The following is a 20,225-nucleotide window of genomic DNA, read 5'->3' on the forward strand; positions in this document are numbered from 1 at the left end:
GCCTCCTAGAATTCCGCGTACACCGGAGCCGCTGGAGCTCCGTACGGAGAAGCAATAAAGAACCACGCCAGCACTGTAATGAGGCTCACCACGAGGACTGCCCACGCAAGGGCAGCAGACCAACTCCCGCCAAAAAACCAGGAGCGCATCAGCTGCTGAGCCTCTGCAATGCCTTGAGCCGGGCCTTTTTGCTCAGACGTGGTCATAGACGAATCGCAATCTGGTGAATGATTCGATTCACCGTATTCATCTCTTCACGCTCAACAGCCGTAGGCGCAATATCGACACCAAAGCGCTCCTCGATCTCTACGAGCACCTCAATGGCTGCCATCGAGTCAAGCAGGCCGGCATCAAACAGGTCGATGTCGCGCTCTTCGCGAACCGCCTCGTCATCACAGATGCTCTCGAGCATATCGAGTACCTGCTCCTCAAGTTCTTGCTCATCCATGTACTGCTCCCTTCATAAGGTTGACCATGATTGTTTGCACCTGACCAGAAAACAGGGCAAACCCAAAGACCACCAAGTTTAAGGTGATAAACCATGAAAGTACGGTGTACCAACGCTTGCGGCGGTGGCGCTTGTGGAACTGAGAGCGCTTTTGGTAGATCTCGCATACCGCAAGCAAGATGCCGTGATAGATGCCATAGGCAAGGTAGCTGAGCGTAAGACCATGCCAGGCTCCCATAAGTGTCATATTGACCACATAGCCCGAACAAGCACACGCAAGGCGGCTCTTAAAGAGGTGACGCTTGGTGGAGAAGCGCACAAAGCGCATGAATACAAAATCGCGCAACCAGGTTGAAAGCGTAATATGCCAGCGATTCCAAAAGTCTTTGATATCAACTGCGATGAAGGGGGCGCGAAAATTCTGAGGCGTTCGTATACCTAAGCAATAACTCGCGCCCATTGCCATATACGAATAGCCTGCAAAATCAAAGAAGAGATAAAGGGCATACACATAGGCTCGCAAGATGCCCCGAAGTCCATGAGGCAGATCGAAGGTTCCCATATTCGGAAGACCTGCATCGGGAGCCACACGGTTGAGATTAGTTAGTACGGTGGCAATGACCAGCTGCATGACCGCTCCTATGAGCAGCAGCAGAATGCCTTTGGTTAAAAGATCTAGATAGTCACGCCGAGATGTACGCGCCTGATCATCTTCAAAAAACCGGCGTGAGCGATCAATAGGACCTGAGGTAATCGTGGGGAAAAAGATCATGTACGAAAGATAGGAAACAAGGTCAAACTCTTCTGTAATAAGGCCATCTCGGATCTCAATGAGCGCTTGAACAGCGCGGAAGGTGAGGTACGAAATACCAATAAACCCTAAGATGCCAGGGCCTGTGACCACGCTTATCTTATAGATCACCAGAGGGGCAATTGTTGCTGCCAAACACACGCGATACAGCGCCAAACTCTTTTTTCCGTGAACCCACGATGAGCGAACGACAATAAAGCAGGCGCATGAAATCATAAGAAAGAGACAGAAGGCTCCGAGTGCTTGGAGCGAGCTTGAATACAGGCAAGCCAGCATAACAAGGGATGCAACAACTCGATAGACTTTCAAGCTCTTTTGAGCAAGCCCGAGGATCGCAGCGCCAACAATGATGATGGCAAGCGCCAGAAAAAACGATGGAGCGGTATAAAAACCCATGGCCTACCGCGCAGCTTCCAAAAGGGCACGCCGATCAACCTTGCCATTGCCGGTCATGGGCAGCGCCGGGCAGATCACAATTCTTCGCGGGATCATATAATGCGGAAGCGAAGCCTTAAGAGCCTCTTTGAGTCTCAAGCCAAGGCGAAAATCTGACTCGTTTGGCACGCGATCTCCCGTATACACCACATGAGCCACAAGGTGGCTTACCTTGCCCTCGCGCATGGGAGCCACAACAGCTGCGGCATCTACTCCAGAAAGCCTGCGCAGTGCCTCTTCAATCTCGCCAAGTTCGATTCGAAAACCATTGAGCTTGACTTGCAAATCAAGCCGACCGCGATAGTGAAGCATACCGGCCTCGTCTAAAAAGCCCTCGTCTCCCGTACGATAGGTACGCACCTGCTTTCCGTCCATGAGCGCCACACCAAAGGAGCGCCTTGTTACATCCGGTCGACCACGATACCCCCGAGCTACGGTATCGCCTTCAATGATGACCTCGCCGCAGGTACCAGCATCCAGGTCGTTTCCATCCTCATCCACAATGCGAAGGCGCGTACCAGCTCGTGGCAGGCCAACCGGCAAGGGCTTATCTAAGGAAGCCATTTCCTCGGTAATCTCGACGGCACTAACCGCCACGGTCGACTCGGTAGGGCCATAGGTATTCACAATGCGCGCAGAGCCAAAGCGCTCCTGTAAGCGCAATACCGTTCTTCTGGGAAGCGTCTCTCCGCAGAACAAGAACAACTTGAGCTTGGGCAACAAGGTGTCAGAAAACTCTTCAGCAGAGAGGCAAAAATCTGCAAATGAAGGCGTTGAGACCCAAATATCAATCTCAGATGCTGCAAGAGCAGCCATAAGGCGTGCCATATCGGCTTGCGTCTCATGATCAATACTGACCAAGGTGCCGCCTTGTGCAAGCGCACCCGCAAGCTCAAAAACCGAAAGATCAAAGGAGAAGGGTGGCTGATCAAGATAGGTTGGAGGGGTTCCCTTCGCATCTGCCAACTCAATGTCCCAAGCAGCAAAATTATCGACGCACTGAGCCGTTACCTCAACGCCTTTTGGTGCTCCAGTTGAGCCTGAGGTGAAAAGGATATAGCAGAGATCCTCTCCAGCAATGGCAAGCTGAGGATCGGGCGTTTGACCCGACGACGCGAGCTCTTCGATCATCTGAGCATCTGCCACTGTACCTACCGATTTGCGTGCTGAGTGCGGAAATGGAGTACAGGCGAGCACAGTAGGCATGCCAAGCTGGGCGGCAATGGCGGCTGTTCTTCCATGGGGAACGGAATAGAGATCAATCGGGACATAGGGTCTGCCCGCACGCATGCAAGCAACAAATGAAACGAGCATTGAGGAAGACTTATGGCCATACGCCATGACCGGATCGCCGGTGCGATCTTCCGCCTGTAGCCACGCGGCAAGCGAGCCAGAACGAGCCCAGAGCTCACCATAGCTCATCTCCTCACCCGCTGGACCGCGATGAACGCACGCCTCGGGCGCATCGGTTGCACGAGCGCAAATAAGATCGAGAAGATGCATATGCCTTCCTCCTCGCCAAACGAAGATTACTGGGAGAGAACTCTAGCATTCTTCTGCAGGAAAAAAAGGGCAATCTCATTGATTACGTAAGCGTAAGATCACCCACACAAATGCCCCTCCATCCTCAATGCTTACCGCCGCAACAAACAAGAAAGGCGCACACGATCAACCCTCCCCCGCCTTCGCTCGCGTGAACATCAAAAAGAAGATGGGCTCCGGTGCCTCCGCGCGCTGCGCAACGCCACATCAGCAGGCGTAGCACTGTCTTTGGCAAGGCTGGGAATGTCACATCCGATAGGAAACGACCTGCGGCTCACCCGGGAGATCAGGATCTTCCAGCTCTACGCGAACAAACTTGAGATCAATCTGGTTCCAACCCGCACGTTTCAGCACATCGGCATAGACCTTTGCCTGCAAAAGGTGCTTCTGCTGCAACTCATCAGGCGTTTCTTCAAGCGAGCCTCCGGTTTTATAGTCAATCACCAGAGCGCGGCGCGGATCATCAGGATCGGTAGCCAACAGATCGATGGCTCCTTCTGCCCAAGTTCCATACGCTGCAAGCTCAGTGGCTCCAAGGCTAAAGAAGGGCACCTCGGCGCGAACACATGGCCATGCCAGGGCTTCAGCTCGCACAGAAGAGCCGCTCCAAAGTACAAGGGCATGCTCTAAGCGCTCCCGTTGCTCGGGCGTGATACGCCAGAGACGAGAAAGAGCGTCCAGGCGGTCAGCTGGCACCTGATCACATTCCATCTCAAGCATCCATTGAGCCGCCGCATGAAAGGCTGAACCCAGAGCAACTGGATTTCCCTGGCGCGCGCCAAGGTCTTGTGCTCCTGAGCTGCTCGGGACACGGTTCATATCCTGCACGTGCTTAGATGGAGCGGTAAGGTGCTTGGATGAACTCGAGCCTGCCGGTTGCCCAGGTAGGCCTTGGCTCTGAGCAAAATCACCAAACAAGCCTCCCGGGATATGAGAGGTACCCACCGATGAGGCAGACATGCCGAGAGAGCTATGAGAGGTGCCCACCGATGAGGCAGACATGCCCTGAGACTCACGCTCTTGAGGCCACACCTCTACAAGATCAATGAGTGCCGGGTTAGACTCACTCGAAGCTCGACCGTCAACGGACTCAGCGTCTGGCACGCTCATGTCCAGCGCACCGAGCTCTCGATCTTCAAGGGCGGCTCCTAACGCCTTAGAAATTGACGAATAGCTATACGATTCACGCACTCTTTTAGCAGGTATCCGGGGATGGGCAGCATCACATGGCCATGCAAGCAAGAAACTATCAGGCGCGCTATCACATCTTTTCGCTACGAACGGCTCGGCGCTCAAGCTCGTCTCTCCTGCTTGAGAAGATGAGAGAGACTGAGCTGGTAGCGCATCGGTAACCTCTCTCAGATCTTCGAGCGAGATTGGAATCACATTGGCCTGAATCTGCTGACCCCCATATGAAAAGTCGCTAAAAGCTAAAAGCTCAAAGTCACCCGAGACCGAATTGTCAAAAACCAACCGATCGGCACCAAGGTCTACCCCCGTTGGTGTCTTTGGCAGGATTTGCTCAAGCACCGCCTGAGTAAGATCAGAAGCTGCATCAAGCTTGAGCTTGCGCTGAGCAGAGCAACTCACCTGAGCTTCCATTGCAAGAATACAAACCTCACGGGCTCGCGTCATAGCTACGTAGAGCAGGCGTGCACGCTCTTCGAGCTCCAAAACGCGATCGTGCTCACGCATTGCTACCCACGCACCAGCAGCAGAATCGCTCGCGCATACCTCTTCTGCAAGCTCAGGGCTTAACCACGCGTCCGAACTTGAGATGAGCTTGTCGAACCTCCGCTTGATCTCATCTCCCCCAATCCAGCTGCCATCGGGGGCTACCACATCATCAAAACGCTGTGGGATAAGGGCAATGCGGGCACCGCGTGATGTGCGCTGCGTTTGCATACGGCTCGACGACGAACGGATGCTAAAGCACTCAGCTACCGCAACAACTGGAAACTCCAAGCCCTTGCTGGCATGAACCGTCATAATTCTCACCGCTGCACTCCCCTGCTCATTTAGGGCACCAGGAGCTTGCTTGCCTTGCAAGAGCAGATCAAACGCACGAGCTAGCGCTCGAGGTGAGCGCCCGCACTCGCGCTCTGCCTCTTCCATCTGATCGATGGCTTTCAAAATATTGGCCGCAACAGCGCTACCCTCCGCGCCGGTACGTGCGAGCCGCTCAAACCAGCCAGACTCATTGACCACATCACGAACAATCACCGATAGCGGATCGCGGCCAACACGGCTCAACGCTCGCCGCAAGATCTCACGCGCTCGAACCAGCAGCGGAAGCTCGCCAAAGCCCGAGCCATCCTCATCAGAGAACAGACCCGCGTCAAGATTTCTGCGGGCGATCTCACCGGTTTCAGTATCTACCCGCGTCGCAAGCGCTAATAGCTCTTGAGCTCCCAAAGAAAAGAGTGGTGAAGGAAGTACGACAGATAAGCCCTCAGCCGCATCTGCCGGATTCGCTAAGGTTTGCAAAAGCGCTCGAATTGCTTTGACTTCAGGGCGAGAAGCAAATACTGAGCCTCCTGAGATCACACAGGGAAGGTCTTGAGCGCGAATAGCATCTGCGTAAATATCCGCTTTGCTCATACGCCCCAGAAGCACCACCATGCCGCCAACATCTTGTCCTGCATCGGCGAGATCTCGAAAGTGCTTTGCAATTCTCACGGCAACCATGGCGGTACGCTCCTCACCGGTACCGCCAGCAACCAAAAAGGCCTTACGACGAGATGTACCTTGGGCAACCAAGCCATCATGACGATCTTGATGAGGCTCAAGATCTAAAAAGCCTGGCATCAGACCAGTCTTTCCTCCAAAGACCTGGGCTACGAATTCGAGAATCTCTGCGTGGCTTCTGAAGTTTTTTACAAGCTGCACCACCGAGGCCTCGCTCGCCGTACTTGCAGCTTGGATCTGGCTCAGTTGGCGGCGAAACACCTCAACCTCAGCACCTCGGAAGCGATAAATTGACTGCTGAGCATCACCAACCGTACACAGCGCTCGCCCATCGGCTCCCGCCAAACAGGAGATGAGATCAACCTGTTGTTGATCGGTGTCCTGAAACTCGTCAATCATAACGAGCTTGAATCGGCCCTCATAGACACGCCGAATTTCTGGCCTGTCTCTCAGTGCTTGATAGGTAAGACGCAAGAGATCATCGTTATCAAGGTAGGATTCATCTTGCTTGAGCCTGCGATAGGTCTTAAGAGCCTCTTGAGCGAGATCTAAAAGCTCAGCTATGGCAGGTCCACCAACAGCGAGCTCTGCATTTACAAAGGCATCTGCTAGCTCAGCGCGCAACCGATGAATCTCTTCGGTCGGAAATCCCTTTGATGCGCGTGGGAGCGTAGCGCAGGCCACAAGACAAGCTGCAAGATCTGCTGGCGTTTGATCGCTTGATAAAAAGGCATCGATTGCCTGAAGCGAGCGATCCGCAATTTTTACACCAGCCGCAGCTCCATGAGCTGCTAGATCGCGCAGGCTCGCAATAACATGCGAAAAATCAATTGAGCCAGGTACGACCTCAAGCCCAGCAAACCCATCACGAGCACTACTCTCAAGATCAAGCAAACGCGCCACAAGATCTTTCACCGTCGTACTTCGCGAGGGGCCTTCTGACGCAAGAGGCATCCAGGAGAGAAGCTCAGAAATGGTTTCCTTCTTTTGCGCGAGCACCAGATCAACCGCTTGATTTCGCAGGTCTCCATCTTCGGTCAGCACCTGAAACTCAGGATCAAGGCCAAGCTCGAGGGCGTGAGCGCGCAAAATCCGCGCGCACATGCCATGTATGGTAGAAATCCACGCATCATCAACCGCGAGTGCGGCCTCTGTCATGCCCTCTGCAATGAGCGCAGCTCGCACGCGCTCGCGAATCTCTTCTGCTGCATCGCGCGTAAAGGTAATAGCCAAGATCTCATCGAGGCTGGTGGCGAACGGGCCAGACTCAGCGGAAAGCGCCCATAAGATCCTGCGCGTAAGTGTAAATGTCTTACCAGAACCTGCACCAGCTGCAACAAAGAGTGGTCGATCGAGGGTGGTGACAATTTCTTTTTGCTGTTCCATCAGCGAGGCGAGATTCATGAAAGCTCATTTCTTCTGGTAAAGCCAAAGGGATGCATGTGTACACAGAAGGGACGCGGCTCAGGTGCCGGTTCAATGACACCCGCTTCAAGCTCATCCAATCTTTGTGCAATACCTGCCTCTACCCGGTCAAGTAGATCCTCAAAGGTCAAGGTGCCACCCGCCGCCTCGTCAGGAAAACCAGAGGTCACACCCGGCACATGCCCGTCATTAGGCTCTTGCTCAACCAGGACAGCATCGACGGCTCCCGCAAAGCCCGGACGTGCCCCCTTAGTTGTCAGATACAGCGCGCCGCGAGGAGTAAGCCCAAGCCCTGCTCGGCGAAGCGCTTGGGCATAAATCAGCGTTTGGGTATGCTCGGGTAGCCAGTTGGGATCATCTGCAGCAACAACCTTGCCTCTTCCTCGAGCAACTGTGGGATCGAGCAGCTTAAATTGGGCGGGATGCGCTCGATGCTTGTAATCAATAACAACTGCCCTACCTGACGGATCAACATCAACCCGGTCAATCCTGCCGCCAAGCGACCTGCCAGCATAGGTGATGGAGAGATCATTAAAAGAAAACTCAAGATAGCGCGGGATAAACGGAGCCAGTGCCGCCGACTCATAGCGCACCACGCGCTCAAGCTCAGGTAAGATCGCATCGACCTCAAGTCGCTCAGCCGTAGAGAGAGGAATGAGTGCCGCGCTTGAAGCGGTCTTACCTCGCTCATGCTCAAGCCTCACCTGATGAAAGGTTTCTCTCAAAAGCTTCAAGGCTTCATCGAGATTTGCCTGAGTCACCCGTTTTTGCGGCCACTCAGACACTGCCACTTGGAAGTGATAGAGCACATCATGAACAAAATTGCCCTTTTCCATGGCACCAAAGCCCGCATCAATTCCTGCCGGGCGGATGCGGTTTGACACAAACCAGCAAAGCGGGCAAGACACATATGACTCGATTTGAGAAGCTGAAAGTGGCCGCGCAGGACCTGGTGATCCCCCGACTCCTGCCTTTTTTACTACCAGATATGGAATAGCTGAAGCACTGAGATGAAGTGGAGCCTCACAGGCAACGTCAGCGGTACGGAGCTTGGCTCCACCTGCGGGATCAAAATCGCAAACCAACTCGCCTTCACCCACTGATTTGGTTTTGATTTCCAAAGCAGATGCCTCTGCAGCACTAACAATCTCTGTCCAAATTGCTGCAGGATAGGCAGGGCGCGCCTGTCCCGTATGGGTAACTCGTACCAGCATGGCAGGCCGTGTAGGCGCTGCTACCACACGTGCCATTTGACTTCTCATGCAGGCAATCCGCTCAAACTCAAGCGTAGGGACGCCAAGCATCTGAGCATAGGTTGTACATGGACTTTCATCACGCGCAAGCGAGTAGGAATCGATATTCATATCAGCAGATATGAGAGCGTCGACCGATCCGACTGGCAGGGCTGCAGCCTCGCTCATGCGCATGAAGCGCACATGAGCGCGGGCGTCACTCGGGCACACCTCGCCTTCCGAACTGATACCAAGCCCATTGAGGGATCGAACCGCAGCCTGCTGGCTCGCTCCAATCTGGGGAGCAATATCTCCGAGCACCTCAAGGGCACGCGTGATTGCGGTGATCTCTATGAGTTTGCGACAAGAGCCATCTTGGGTTCCAAATGCTGAGGCTGGCAGAGCCTGAGCAACCTGCAACATCAGGCGCAAAGCCGCCACCAATCGCCTAGAGCGAATGAGCGCAAAAACATCTGATACAACAACGGGTACCTCAGCCAGGTAGTGCGGGCATTGCCCTCGCTTACGCTCATTCTCAAGGCGGCTCTGCGTGCTTTGCAACAGACTCATCAGGGCAGCCGGTTGCAGCGATCGCTTGGAGCGAAGCGTCTTATCGAGCTGGCGAGCAGCACGTATTGAAGCTCCCGAAAGTGGTGAAGCAGCCCAATCGGCAAGCTCAGGAGTTGGCCAAATCGTTGCGGGTTCAGCCTCTCCTGTCTCAACTGCATCTAAGCGAGTTGCCAGGTTAACGAGGGCGGCAAGCATACGCCCGCACTCTGTACACTCAAAGCGCATCGATTTTTTAGCAGAACTCGCAATCGAGCGCACCGCCAAACGGTCAGACATCGCCTCCATGAGCTCTGCGGGAGCCGGAGCTACTACAACAATCTCTCTCACACCGCTTGCAGCAAGCTTGTCAATCTCCTCGCTCAAAACACGAGCCTCGGCATGCGGCCCTTCAATTTCTATAAACTCAGGCGGGCACGATCGAACCGCTTGAGCAAGCGTAGCGTGAGACGCGGACTCGCCCTGTACCTGAGCAGGAACCCCCGCTACAGTCGAGGCGTGGATAAGCGCCTCTCGCGCAGCGGCTCGGTCTGCATCGAGCAGCCAGACGAGCTCTCCCTCACGCGCAATAGCCATCAAGAGTTCAAAGAGATACGCAGGAATCGACTCAGGGTCGCGAACAATGACCCGCTTAAACGAAGGGGGCAAGCCTTCATGCTTGAAGCGCTCGGCCAGGATATGCGCTGCCTCAGATTCTTCAATAAGCCCGCACTCAGAAAGTGCAGTCTGGTAATCCTGAAAGAGACGCTTCACCACGCCATAGGCTCCGCTTGTACCCCCAGACGTCAAGCTGTAGGGCAAAAGATTTGCTGCCATACGTCCCAGCAAACGCACCGTGCCCAAGTCGGCGTGAAGCGGCTCGATGCCACCCGGGCGAGGTGCGTAAGCCACCTCGTCCATGAGCAGCTGGCGCTCAATCGGAGCCACGAGCACGCGCCCATCTCCAAAAAGCGACCATGCGGCATCAATCCAGGCGCTCGCCACGAGCACCTCAACCCCAAGCCCAACGCGAGCCTTGGCAAGAGAGCGACGTATGCAATCGCGCGCAGCTGAGGTAGGCAGCAACATACTGCAACGACCAGTCTCTTGAATATGACTCGAGACCAGTTCAAGCTCTTGATCGGAAAGCTCTGCGCCCCCTTCGATAAGGCGTATCACATGTGCCATCTGCTCCTCCTGAAGTTCTGCCTGCTCACTATCCTACACGGACGTGTGGACATCCAAGCGGAAATGCTCACGCAACCCTTACTACGACTGACATCACCCCACTCATTTCAACCGGGTTAGGAAGGGGGCTCACCAGACGAGGGCGGCGGTGCGCAGATGGTGTCCCATGCATCTCGGCCACATGAGGGAAGGGACTCACCAGGCAAGAGCGGCGGTGTACAGATGTTGTCTCACTCATTTCAGCCACGTAAAATAGAACGGAGGGGGTTTAATTTAGTACATTTATTGTCCTCTAGACAACGATTTGGCGCGAAGTGCGGGCAAAAATGCTCCTAACGACACCGAAACGTACGCAACGTACACCAAGCGAAGGCCTTGGCTCAGCTGTAATTACCTTTTTCTAGAGCGGTTTGCCTTGCAAAGCAAGAACCCTGCCTCGAATGAAATTACTTTTTCTAGAACGGCTTGCCTTGCAAAGCGAGAGCCTTGCTTCGGCTGAAAACGTACGCAAAGCGAAGGCCTTGCCTCGAATGAAATTATCGTTTTACAAAGCAGGCTGGCGTTTAGGCTTACCGATGGTCTTGTTCCAACTCAACAAGAACACGCCGATAGCCGCCCCAAGAACCGTTTAAGGCCTTAGATACCCGGCTTACGGTAGTGGATGAGGCTCCAGTCTCAGTTTGAACCTCTACATAGGACTCGCCCTCATCTAAGCATCTCGCTACCTGGAGGCGCTGAGCAAAATCACAGATCTCGCGCGGTGTGCAAAGGTCGGTAAGAAACGCCTGAATGTCATCTTTTGTCTTCAGCAATAAAAAGGCGTCAACGAGTTGCTGGACGTCGACGCGCTCATACATCGAATCGATGTTCATACAAAGCCGCCAAACTCTCATGAGAAATATAGACTCAACAACCACGTCAAACGTGGTGGCTCTTGCTGAAAAGTGTAGCACACCACCTGGCTAAAGTAGGCTGCAGACCTCAATATACAGCGCGGAATACTCCGTATATAAAAGGTCAAGCAGGTGCAGCGTCTGAGGAAGCGCTATTGTGCGCGCCGAATCACAAAACCTATCGTGTTGGCAGGGTGGGGATGAGTGAAAGCGCCCCAGCAATTCCTGAAGTCCAGATGACCGTATCGTTTTTTGTAATGAACACGGCTTCAATACCGGGCATTGCCTCAATATAATCGCGCGCCTCTTCAGATCCGAGCATGAGTGCGGTAGTTGAAAATCCATCGGCGTCAAGTGAGCGCTGAGCAATAATCGTGGCACTCGCTACGTCAGAGCTCGCAGGCATCCCTGTTCGCGGATCAAGGATGTGATGGTAGATCTTGCCACCTCGGATGCAACGCCGTTCATGAATACCGCTCGTAACAACTGAGCCTTCCGTGATCTCAACAATTGCACGAGAGCGCGCTGGATCACGCGGATTCACAATCCCAATCTTCCATGGAAGCGAGTGTGAAGAAGCTTCTCCCGATAGAGCTTTTGAGTTGCTCGATGGCGTATGGACTGCATCGCTTGCAGGATCATGAGCTGGCCTGCCGCCACGCACGAGAATATTTCCTCCAAGATCAAGCACGAAACGACCGACACCTGCCGCTTCAAGCAGTCGTGCCAGATCATCAGCAATATAGCCTTTTGCAATACCCCCAAGGTCGAGCATGGTCTCTGGATCTGAAATAGCCAGAAATGAAGACGCACTACCCTCCCCTCGCTCGATGCGCACACGCTCAGCACCTACATGCTCAAGGGCGCGAGCAAGCATGCGCGATGTTGGTATTTTCCCCGTATGAAAATCCCAAAGTGCGGAGACCGTACCCATCGTAATATCAAAACAACCACGGCTCTTTTGCCCGTACACGAGTGCTGCTTCTATCAGTTCTGCCGTCTCGTGACTCACCTCAACCGGCTTAGGAGCTTCCCGGTGCGCACGGGAAAGATCTGAGATTGGGCGCGTACGAGAAAGCCGCTCCTCAAAAAACTGGCAGCGCTCCACACAGCTAGCAAGGGCAGTTTTGAGGCGCGTGTATACGGTTTGATCAGACAGATCTTCTCTGTCTGATACCATAAGATGCAAGGAAATGTTGGTGTCAAAAACTGAGAGAGTTTGTACGAGGCCAAAGGTTTCTTCTTGTACTGTATCCATCTCGTACCCCCTCTTTCAGGGCTCTTTGTCTCGAGCCACACGTACATGATGAGCTATCATGCACTCCCCAGCTCACGATAGGCAGCTCACCGCGCATCTCACAGTAAACTTCGTGTAGGTACGCAGTTGGGTTCGCAAGCTGTGAGCTGTGAGCTGTGAGCTGTGAGCTGTGAGCTGTGAGCTGTGAGCTGTGAGCTGTGAGCTGTGAGCTGTGAGCTGTGAGCTGTGAGCTGTGAGCTGTGAGCTGTGAGCTCAGGATACCGATAGCGAAACATTCTGAGTGCATCTTTGGAGGAATCTACATGCGCTTTATCATTAACACCTTGCTTACCGCCATTGCGGTGGCAGTCGCCACGTATCTGGTACCTGGCATTGAGCTCGTTGGATCAAACTCCACCACAGCATTTATCTTTGTTGCACTCTGCTTAGGCTTTGTCAACTCGCTTGTTAAACCGATCATCAGCTTGCTCTCACTGCCAATTACCTTCATCACCTTAGGTATTTTTCAACTCGTCATCAATACCGGCATGTTTATTCTGGCAAGCGAGCTTTCGGTGGGCATCTTTGGGTCTGGCATTGTAATTGCAAGTAGTGCCTCAGCCTTTATTGGAGCCATACTCGTGAGCATAATCTCATCGCTTTTGGGCGTTGCCTCTAAGCGCATGTAAGCAGGGCGCGCTTAAGCAACCAACTCACCATCCGCTCATGCGTCCTGCTCACCCGAGACACGTGAAGCATGCACGTAATCCGCTCACGGAATAACGTCAAATCGAATGGCCTTGCCAGCAACCGAATACGCTGGCTTGAGCTGACCAAGATGAGGCCCTTTTGCAGGGCGCTTAATTACGATCTTTCGCGGATGAGCTCCGATCGCCGCATCCAAAAGCTCAGCAGCAACATCACACGGCTCCTCAAGCTGCTGCAAAAGCTGGAGCTTTTTCTTAACCGCTGAGCGCTTCTTGCGCTCAGGAAACATAGGGTCCAGATAGACCACATCAGGTGCCGCATCGAGCTGTAATAAAATCTCTCGAGCATCACCTGCAATCAGACGCATACGAGCCGCAATTGGTGCAAGCTCAAGGTCTTGCTGGGCACGCCGTAAAGCATCCTCCAGAAGAGCAGCAATGATGGGATTTTGCTCGCACATGCAGACCTCAAAACCAGCAGCTGCCAACAAGAATGCATCCTCACCCAAACCTGCGGTAGCATCCACCACGCGCACGGGCGTTTCTGCTCCTCGAATGCGCACAGCGCGAACCACCAACTCGCGACCAAGACGATCGGGGCGAATGCGCGGCTTGAAAAGAGAAAAGTCTGGAAGCAGCAGCATAGAACTTCCCATGATAGAAAGCCCTGCCGCTCCAAGATGTAAGAAAAGCGTATCTGATCGGGTCTGCGTGGCCAGTACATCCAACGGACGTGAGGCGCTATTAGCGAGAGGAAGCTGCAAGCGAGAAGCGAGTGCCTGAGCAGCATCCATCAGCTCAGCCTCTGCATACAGAACTGGAGCACGCGAGTGATCTCGAGCTTCTACCAACTTCTCCACCTCACTCTCATTGAATGCTCCTCTTGCTTCTCATGAAGACATGGGCAGTGCCACACCGTCTAGCAGCATCGTACCGTTTAGCAGAACTGCACCGGCTGCATGGAGGTTGTCTCGAGACAAAACTGTAGCGCAAAGCCAGAGATATAAAAACCAGAGGTAGTACCACTCCGACTGCATCGAGGCGCTCGCAACCCAAAACAGCAGCGCGAAAACTGCAGGTAGCAAACCAGAGGGTACAAAGCCGTACATATCGAAACCGTAGGGTGCAAAAACCTGAGGTAATGAAAACCTAAAGCAGCGCAAAACCCTAAGTAGCAAAAACCCCACCCGCTGTTGGAAGGATACCAACAACGAGCGGGGTCCGTGCACGATCAGAAAACGATCGATGTGTGATCAGGTAAGACCAAGCTTAAAACGTGTGGCCGCACTTCTTGCAGACACGAAGTTTGTTCTTGCCGTCCTTCTGGTGGCCTACGCGGGTGCGCTTGCCACACTCGGGGCAGACATGGTTCACGTTTGAGGCATCAATAGCAGCCTCTTGTGACACAATGCCGCCCTGCTGATTAGTCTGGTTGGGCTTAACGGCCTTCTTAACGACGGCCACACCCTCGACGACAACCTTGCCCTCCTTAGGAAGCGCACGCAGGACGGTTCCCTGCTTACCGCGATCCTTACCGGAGAGCACCTCGACCTTGTCGCCCTTTTTGATGGACATAGACATATGGTCTCTCCCTTACTTAGAGGGTCTCGGGTGCGAGCGAGACGATCTTCATATACTTCTTGTCGCGCAACTCACGGGCAACAGGCCCAAAGATACGCGTGCCAACCGGAGAGCCGTCATTGTTGATAACAACGGCAGCGTTGTCGTCGAAGCGGATATAGGAGCCATCGCGACGACGAACCTCCTTGACGGTGCGCACGACCACGCAGCGCACAACGTCTTTCTTCTTGACACCAGCACCCGGCGTAGCCTCCTGCACAGCGGCGACGATAACATCGCCGATCCCCGCATACCGGCGCTTGGAGCCACCAAGCACCTTGATGCAGCGAACCTTGCGTGCGCCGGAGTTGTCGGCGACATTCAGCATGGTTTGCATTTGAATCATGGTAGTTCCTCCGAACTGACTGCCCGGTGAGAGGTGCAACGCACAAAGCGGCGCACATCACCGGAGGAAACGTTCCTCCGAGCTACTTGGCGCGCTCGATGATGTCCACGAGGCGCCAGCGCTTCGTGGCAGACAAGGGGCGGCACTCCATGACCTTTACGGTGTCGCCAAGACCGGCCGTGTTCTGCTCGTCATGGACGTGCAGCTTCTTTGACCGAGTCATCATCTTGCCGTACTTGGGATGGCGCTTGCGCTGGGAAACCAGGACGACGATGGACTTATCCCCGGAAAGGGAGACGACAACGCCCTGACGTACCTTGCGCGCATGGCGCTCAGTTGTAGTTGCCTCAGGCATGTTTCACTCCTGACTACTCTACTCGGTCGCAGCGGTCTGATCCGCTGCGATCTGACGGGCGCGCTGCTCCGTAAGGACGCGGGCAATGTCTTTTTTTACGGTCTTAACGCGGGCGGTATTGTCCAGCTGGCTCGTAGCCATCTGAAAGCGAAGGTTAAACAGCTCAGCACGGCCGTCCTTTAGCTTCTGGGCAAGAGCCTCGTCGGAGAGCTCACGAATCTCTGCGGGCTTCATTACTTATCCTCCCCGTTCTTGTTATCGGCACGGGTCACGATCTTGGTCTTGATGGGCAGCTTGTGCTGAGCCAGACGCAGTGCCTCACGGGCAACCGACTCAGAAACGCCGGAGATCTCAAACATGATGCGACCCGGCTTGACTACAGCTACCCACTCCTCGGGATTACCCTTACCAGAACCCATGCGGGTCTCCGCCGGCTTCTTCGTGATGGGCTTATCCGGGAAGATGGTGATGAATACGCGGCCACCACGCTTCATATAGCGGGTCATGGCAATACGAGCTGCCTCGATCTGACGGTTGGTGATCCAGTGACGATCGAGAGCCTTCAGGCCGTACTCACCAAAGTGAAGCTCGGTATGACCCTTTGCCTGACCCTTCATAGAGCCACGCTGCACCTTACGGTGTAATACGCGCTTAGGAGCAAGCACTACTGACCCCTCCTCTCATTATTGCGGCGACGAGGACGGCTGGGGCCCTCGAGCGCGGGGTTCGGCAGAGGCTGACCCGGGAGCTTCTCGCCCACGTAAATCCAAACCTTCACGCCACAAGAACCCATGGTGGTGCGTGCTACAGCGGTGCCATAGTCGATCTTAGCGCGGAGCGTATGCAAAGGTACACGACCCTCGCGATACCACTCGCGACGACCCATCTCGGCTCCACCCAAACGACCAGAGCACTGGATACGAATACCCTTCGCACCGGCCTTACGAGCAGACTGAACAGCCTTGCGCATGGCACGACGAAAGGCCACACGACCCTCGAGCTGCTCGGCGATGGACTTAGCTACCAAGGTAGCGTCAAGCTCAGGACGCTTGATCTCAATGACGTCTACGGAAAGCTCGCCCTTTGAGACTCCAACGACGCGCTCGAGCTCGGTGCGAAGCTGATCGATCTCAGCGCCCTTGCGGCCGATAACAATGCCCGGACGAGCGGTGTAGATAATGATCTTTACCTTATCGCCAGCGCGCTCGATCTCAACACGAGAGAGGGCAGCGCGAGCAAGGCGCTTCTTTAAGAAGGCACGAACCTTCAGGTCGTTACCTAAAGTTTTGGCGTAATCCTTCTCAGCGAACCAGCGGGAGCGCCAGTCCTCAGTGATGCCAAGGCGAAAACCTGTGGGATAAACTTTCTGACCCATGCTGCGCTTACGCCTCCTTTCGGGGAGCAACGATGACGGAGATGTGGCTGGTGCGCTTTAAGATGCGCGAAGCCGAGCCCTTGGCACGAGGGCGAATGCGCTTAAGCGACGGGCCCTCATCTACAAAGGCATACTTAACGATCAGATCACCAGCGCGCATGAGATGGTTGTTCTCTGCGTTTGCAACGGCAGAGCGCAACACCTTCTCAACATCGACAGCGACAGCGCGCTCGCAGAACTGAAGAATTTCAAAAGCTTGCTCCACAGACTTGCCGCGAATAAGGTCGACCACCAAGCGAGCCTTGCGTGGAGAAACACGCACAAACTTAGCCGTGGCGCGCACCTCGCGGGTCTGGGTGTCAGTTGACTGAGTTGCCATTTACGAGATACCCCCTACTTGGCCTTGTGGCCACGGAACGTACGGGTCGGCGCAAACTCGCCGAGCTTGTGACCGACCATTGACTCGGTGACATAAACGGGGACATGCTTGCGACCGTCATGCACAGCGATCGTGTGCCCAACCATCTCGGGGAAGATGGTGCTGGCACGCGACCAGGTCTTGACGACATCTTTCTTGCCGGCCTCATTCATCGCGGTGATACGCGAGAGGAGGCGCGTCTCCACATAGGGTCCCTTTTTGAGACTTCTGCTCATCTGCTAACTCCTAACTCGGTATCGTTACTTGGTCTTACGACGACGGATGATGAGGTCATTCGAGACCTTGTTCTTCTTACGCGTACGATAGCCCTTGGTCGGCTTACCCCAAGGCGAGACCGAAGGACGACCAGAGGTGTGGTTCTTGCCCTCACCACCGCCGTGTGGGTGGTCAACTGGGTTCATGACGGTACCACGTACGGTAGGACGAACATTGAGCTTACGGCTCCGGCCAGCCTTGCCAATCACGATATTGGCGTGCTCGGCATTTCCAACCTCACCAATGGTGGCGCGGCAGGTAAGCAGAATGCGGCGCATCTCAGAGCTCGGCATACGCACGATGGCGTACTTACCCTCCTTACCCATGAGCTGGCAGGCGGTTCCGGCAGAGCGAGCAATGGCTGCACCCTTAGCAGGCTGGAACTCGATCGCGTGGATCAAGGTACCAACGGGAATCTCCGAGAGCGGCATGGCGTTGCCCGGCTTAATGTCAGCGCCGGCACCAGAGACCACCGTGTCTCCCACAGACAGGCCACGAGGAGCCAAGATGTAGCACTTCTCACCGTCTGCATAGTGAAGCAAGGCAATACGAGCAGAACGGTTTGGATCGTACTCAATGGTTGCAACCTTGGCGGGCACGCCGTCTTTGTTGCGCTTGAAATCGATGCGACGATACTGACGCTTCACGCCGCCGCCCTGATGGCGAACGGTGATGCGACCAGTGTTGTTGCGGCCAGCCTTCTTGGGCAGCGGCTCGAGAAGGCTCTTCTCGGGCGTCGTGCAGGTAATCTCAGCAAAATCCGAGATCGTCTGCCAGCGCCTGCCCGCGCTGGTCGGCTTAAGGTGCTTTACAGCCATTCCTTATCCCTTCATCTCTGTTCGTTGGCCATTGCAAGCTGGGATGCGGATGCAATGACACCGAACTACCACGGTACCGGGCGGCTCTATCAGAATCGCCCGGGAAACCGGCTTCGGACATACGCCGAAACCGGTTAGCGGTACGCCTTAGGCCTGCGTACCAAAGATCTCAATCGTGTCGCCCTCACGGAGGGTGACAATGGCCTTCTTCCAGGAGCGGGTTTTGCCAGCAACATAGCGCACGCGCTTAATCTTGGGCTTAACACGCAGCGTGTTAACACGTACGACCTTGACGTTGAAGATCTCCTCAACGGCATCTTTGATCTGGAACTTGTTCGCATCCTTAGCCACCTCAAAGGTGTAGCGATTGTTCTCCATCAAAGCGTAGGTGTTCTCAGAAATAATCGGACGAATGATCACGTTGTGTGCGTTCATTATGCAAGCACCTCCCCGAAGTGCATCGCGACGTCTGCAGGCATCAGAAGAGCTGCATTGTTCACGAGGTCGTAGGTGTTTGCCTCATCCGGCGTAATGATGAACGTACGGGGGATATTGCGGAAGGAGAGATAGGCGTTCATATCGTCCTCACGCACAATAATGGTGAGGCGCTTGCCCTCAAGACCAAGAGCCTTGAGCAGGGCAACGGCTGCCTTTGTGGAAGGCTTCTCAAAGCCATAATCATCCACGAGTACAAGCTCAGCGTCGCGCACCTTTGCAGAAAGGGCGGAGCGCATAGCAAGCTTGACCTCCTTATTGTTCATCTGCTTGGCATAGGAGCGGGGCTTCGGAGCGAAGACCACACCACCATGGCGCCACTGCGGAGAGCGAATCGAGCCCTGGCGAGCACGACCGGTTCCCTTCTGCCGCCACGGCTTCTTGCCACCACCGGAGACCTCGCCCCGGGTCTTGGCAGACTGCGTACCCTGACGCCAGCAAGCCTGCTGCAGGGTAACGATATGGTGCATGATCTGGGCATTCGGCTTAATACCAAAGACGCCCTCAGCGAGCTCGACCTCAGAGGCCTTCTTGCCCTCGCTGTTCTTTACTTCGAACTTAGACATGTGGTGTATCTCCTTTGCCCTTAGGCCATACGGACGGCAACAAGGCCGTTCTTGGCACCGGGGACCGCACCCTTAACAAGGATGAGGTTCTGCTCGGTATCGATGCGGACAACGGAAAGGTTCTTCACGGTCACGCGCTCATTACCCATGTGGCCAGCCATCTTCACGCCCTTAAGAACGCGAGCAGGATAGGCGCACTGACCAATGGAGCCGGAGTGACGCTTGAAGTGAGAGCCGTGGGTCATAGGACCGCGACGCTGACCCCAGCGCTTAATGCGACCCTGGAAGCCCTTACCCTTGGAGGTGCCGATAACATCTACCTTGGCGGTATCTTGGAAGTCCGCAACGGTGACGACATCGCCTACCTTGTGCTCCTCGCCGGAGGCCACACGAACCTCACGGAGATAGCGAACGGGCTCGGTGCCAGCCTTTGCAAAGTGACCGGCCATAGGCTTGTTCACATGCTTGGGCTTCATGCCACCAAAACCAATCTGAACGGCGTCATAACCGTCCGTTGCCTCAGTTTTAACCTGCGAGACGGTGCAGGGGCCAGCCTGGATGACCGTGACGGGAACGATATTGTCGTTCTCATCCCAAACCTGGGTCATACCGATCTTGCGGCCGAGAATCATGCTGATCATGCGCTGATCCTAACCTTCGGTGGTCTTAGGACAATGTGAGCGCCCCTTAGCGCTCGCCCCCAGCGGACCACTGTTGACGTGCGTGCCCGTAGGCGAAAGATAACCTGAATTGTGCGCGGCGCAACCCTTGAGCACACGCGAGCTACAGGAAGAATCCTCCCCA

Annotated in this window: 22 protein-coding genes; 1 reads left to right on the plus strand and 21 read right to left on the minus strand. The window is 54.8% G+C overall.

The genetic code is table 11. The features are described 5' to 3' along the window. Window positions 1–5: 5 nt before the first annotated feature. The 8 genes from K6V98_RS07300 to K6V98_RS07340 form a co-directional block, all read right to left on the minus strand. Complete coding sequence (locus K6V98_RS07300; RefSeq protein ID WP_222199871.1) at window positions 6–206, minus strand: hypothetical protein; 201 nt, start codon at window positions 204–206, stop codon at window positions 6–8. Beyond that, window positions 203–448: a D-alanine--poly(phosphoribitol) ligase subunit DltC gene (dltC, locus tag K6V98_RS07305; protein ID WP_222199872.1), complete on the minus strand. Its 246-nt coding sequence runs from the start codon at window positions 446–448 to the stop codon at window positions 203–205. Before dltC ends, K6V98_RS07300 begins: the two co-directional genes overlap by 4 nt. Beyond that, complete coding sequence (gene dltB / locus K6V98_RS07310) at window positions 441–1,655, minus strand: D-alanyl-lipoteichoic acid biosynthesis protein DltB (protein WP_222199873.1); 1,215 nt, start codon at window positions 1,653–1,655, stop codon at window positions 441–443. Before dltB ends, dltC begins: the two co-directional genes overlap by 8 nt. A 3-nt stretch (window positions 1,656–1,658) precedes the next feature. Further along, window positions 1,659–3,197 (minus strand): D-alanine--poly(phosphoribitol) ligase subunit DltA, encoded by a 1,539-nt coding sequence (gene dltA / locus K6V98_RS07315; protein WP_222199874.1) that lies wholly within the window; start codon window positions 3,195–3,197, stop codon window positions 1,659–1,661. A 285-nt stretch (window positions 3,198–3,482) separates the two neighbouring features. Further along, the gene (locus K6V98_RS07325; RefSeq protein WP_306792834.1) at window positions 3,483–7,328 is read right to left on the minus strand and encodes a UvrD-helicase domain-containing protein; all 3,846 of its coding nucleotides are present in this window, start codon (window positions 7,326–7,328) and stop codon (window positions 3,483–3,485) included. After that, window positions 7,325–10,315, minus strand: a complete 2,991-nt coding sequence (locus K6V98_RS07330; protein WP_222199875.1) for a PD-(D/E)XK nuclease family protein — start codon at window positions 10,313–10,315, stop codon at window positions 7,325–7,327. The genes K6V98_RS07325 and K6V98_RS07330 overlap by 4 nt, the downstream gene beginning before the upstream one ends. Before the next feature lie 569 nt (window positions 10,316–10,884). Further along, on the minus strand, window positions 10,885–11,187 hold the full coding sequence (locus tag K6V98_RS07335; RefSeq protein ID WP_222199876.1) for a YerC/YecD family TrpR-related protein: 303 nt from the start codon (window positions 11,185–11,187) through the stop codon (window positions 10,885–10,887). Window positions 11,188–11,386: 199 nt separating this feature from the next. Continuing rightward, window positions 11,387–12,466, minus strand: coding sequence for an FAD:protein FMN transferase (locus K6V98_RS07340; protein WP_222199877.1), 1,080 nt, complete (start codon window positions 12,464–12,466; stop codon window positions 11,387–11,389). A gap of 302 nt (window positions 12,467–12,768) precedes the next feature. Here K6V98_RS07340 and K6V98_RS07345 point away from each other — a divergent pair, with 302 nt between their 5' ends. Continuing rightward, the gene (locus K6V98_RS07345; protein WP_222199878.1) at window positions 12,769–13,134 is read left to right on the plus strand and encodes a phage holin family protein; all 366 of its coding nucleotides are present in this window, start codon (window positions 12,769–12,771) and stop codon (window positions 13,132–13,134) included. Between the two features lie 83 nt (window positions 13,135–13,217). On the opposite strand, the gene K6V98_RS07350 is transcribed toward K6V98_RS07345, so the two are convergent. The 13 genes from K6V98_RS07350 to rplC form a co-directional block, all read right to left on the minus strand. Continuing rightward, window positions 13,218–14,012: a class I SAM-dependent methyltransferase gene (locus K6V98_RS07350; RefSeq protein WP_222199879.1), complete on the minus strand. Its 795-nt coding sequence runs from the start codon at window positions 14,010–14,012 to the stop codon at window positions 13,218–13,220. A gap of 409 nt (window positions 14,013–14,421) precedes the next feature. Then, on the minus strand, window positions 14,422–14,733 hold the full coding sequence (rplX, locus tag K6V98_RS07355) for a 50S ribosomal protein L24 (RefSeq protein WP_222199880.1): 312 nt from the start codon (window positions 14,731–14,733) through the stop codon (window positions 14,422–14,424). A gap of 16 nt (window positions 14,734–14,749) precedes the next feature. After that, window positions 14,750–15,118, minus strand: coding sequence for a 50S ribosomal protein L14 (gene rplN / locus K6V98_RS07360; protein ID WP_222199881.1), 369 nt, complete (start codon window positions 15,116–15,118; stop codon window positions 14,750–14,752). An 82-nt stretch (window positions 15,119–15,200) separates the two neighbouring features. Next, window positions 15,201–15,473 (minus strand): 30S ribosomal protein S17, encoded by a 273-nt coding sequence (rpsQ, locus tag K6V98_RS07365; protein ID WP_222199882.1) that lies wholly within the window; start codon window positions 15,471–15,473, stop codon window positions 15,201–15,203. A gap of 18 nt (window positions 15,474–15,491) precedes the next feature. After that, the gene (rpmC, locus tag K6V98_RS07370; RefSeq protein ID WP_222199883.1) at window positions 15,492–15,707 is read right to left on the minus strand and encodes a 50S ribosomal protein L29; all 216 of its coding nucleotides are present in this window, start codon (window positions 15,705–15,707) and stop codon (window positions 15,492–15,494) included. Continuing rightward, entirely contained in the window at window positions 15,707–16,138 is a 432-nt protein-coding gene (gene rplP, locus K6V98_RS07375) for a 50S ribosomal protein L16 (RefSeq protein WP_222199884.1), read from the minus strand. Before rplP ends, rpmC begins: the two co-directional genes overlap by 1 nt. Continuing rightward, window positions 16,138–16,848 (minus strand): 30S ribosomal protein S3, encoded by a 711-nt coding sequence (gene rpsC, locus K6V98_RS07380; RefSeq protein ID WP_222199885.1) that lies wholly within the window; start codon window positions 16,846–16,848, stop codon window positions 16,138–16,140. Before rpsC ends, rplP begins: the two co-directional genes overlap by 1 nt. Before the next feature lie 7 nt (window positions 16,849–16,855). Next, window positions 16,856–17,227, minus strand: coding sequence for a 50S ribosomal protein L22 (gene rplV, locus K6V98_RS07385; RefSeq protein WP_222199886.1), 372 nt, complete (start codon window positions 17,225–17,227; stop codon window positions 16,856–16,858). A gap of 14 nt (window positions 17,228–17,241) precedes the next feature. Beyond that, complete coding sequence (gene rpsS, locus K6V98_RS07390) at window positions 17,242–17,502, minus strand: 30S ribosomal protein S19 (protein WP_222199887.1); 261 nt, start codon at window positions 17,500–17,502, stop codon at window positions 17,242–17,244. Between the two features lie 24 nt (window positions 17,503–17,526). Continuing rightward, window positions 17,527–18,360 (minus strand): 50S ribosomal protein L2, encoded by an 834-nt coding sequence (rplB, locus tag K6V98_RS07395; protein ID WP_222199888.1) that lies wholly within the window; start codon window positions 18,358–18,360, stop codon window positions 17,527–17,529. A 147-nt stretch (window positions 18,361–18,507) separates the two neighbouring features. Further along, the gene (gene rplW, locus K6V98_RS07400; RefSeq protein ID WP_222199889.1) at window positions 18,508–18,795 is read right to left on the minus strand and encodes a 50S ribosomal protein L23; all 288 of its coding nucleotides are present in this window, start codon (window positions 18,793–18,795) and stop codon (window positions 18,508–18,510) included. Continuing rightward, complete coding sequence (rplD, locus tag K6V98_RS07405; protein WP_222199890.1) at window positions 18,795–19,421, minus strand: 50S ribosomal protein L4; 627 nt, start codon at window positions 19,419–19,421, stop codon at window positions 18,795–18,797. The genes rplW and rplD overlap by 1 nt, the downstream gene beginning before the upstream one ends. Before the next feature lie 20 nt (window positions 19,422–19,441). Beyond that, window positions 19,442–20,062 carry a 50S ribosomal protein L3 gene (gene rplC / locus K6V98_RS07410; protein WP_222199891.1) on the minus strand — a complete coding sequence of 207 codons (621 nt, stop codon included), beginning with the start codon at window positions 20,060–20,062 and terminating at the stop codon, window positions 19,442–19,444. Window positions 20,063–20,225: the final 163 nt, after the last annotated feature.

The sequence above is a fragment of the Collinsella ureilytica genome (genome assembly GCF_019795105.1).
GTDB classification, from domain to species: Bacteria; Actinomycetota; Coriobacteriia; order Coriobacteriales; family Coriobacteriaceae; genus Collinsella; species Collinsella ureilytica.